2 tRNA genes and 1 rRNA gene are annotated in these 756 nt (G+C 51.2%); all 3 read right to left on the bottom strand.

Annotated elements, in window-relative coordinates:
- Positions 1–359: 359 nt before the first annotated feature.
- Positions 360–435 (bottom strand) — tRNA-Ala (locus E1N52_RS43895).
- Positions 436–474: 39 nt separating this feature from the next.
- Positions 475–551: transfer RNA gene (locus tag E1N52_RS43890), tRNA-Ile, on the bottom strand.
- A gap of 67 nt (positions 552–618) precedes the next feature.
- Positions 619–756, bottom strand: a 16S ribosomal RNA gene (locus tag E1N52_RS43885); the annotation flags it as partial.

Below are 756 nucleotides of genomic sequence, written 5' to 3'. Positions count from 1 at the left end.
TCGCCAAGGCATCCACCACATGCACTTGTTCGCTTGACCCTATAACGGGTGTGTCTCGCCGTGATTGCTCACTCCGGACTCACTCGCTACAGGTTGAGTATTCGTGTTGCGCCGTATTTCAAGGCAATCTTTCGATCACTTAAAAATACATTGATACAATCACAACCCTGATTCACCTACTCCACACCCATCTCTAAGTGTGTTTCAGATGAATCTCTTTACTACTTCTTCCTGATTGTTAAAGAACGACAGCCGATACGTTTTCACATACCGCTCTGACTGGCTCAATCGCCAATGCTTGTCTCACTGAACCGCAAATATCTTTCGACGTTTGCGTCAATGACACCAGCATTGAGGATTGGTGGAGGATGACGGGATCGAACCGACGACCCCCTGCTTGCAAAGCAGGTGCTCTCCCAGCTGAGCTAATCCCCCAGTCACATACATACTCAAGGGATTGCCCGTCAGACCAGTTGGTGGGTCTGGATGGATTCGAACCATCGACCCCCGCCTTATCAAGACGGTGCTCTAACCGACTGAGCTACAGACCCCTGAGTCTGTCTTTCTTACAGCCGACAAGTGTGAGCGCTTAAAACGCGTGTGAGCGATGAGCTCTGGAAAGGAGGTGATCCAGCCGCACCTTCCGATACGGCTACCTTGTTACGACTTCACCCCAGTCATGAATCCTGCCGTGGTGACCGTCCTCCTTGCGGTTAGACTAGCCACTTCTGGCAAAACCCACTCCCATGGTGTGAC

This window comes from Paraburkholderia guartelaensis (assembly GCF_004353905.1).
In the GTDB taxonomy this organism is placed as follows: domain Bacteria; phylum Pseudomonadota; class Gammaproteobacteria; order Burkholderiales; family Burkholderiaceae; genus Paraburkholderia; species Paraburkholderia guartelaensis.
The sequence above is the reverse complement of the archived record's forward strand: the minus strand, read 5'-3'. Positions and strand labels throughout refer to the sequence as shown.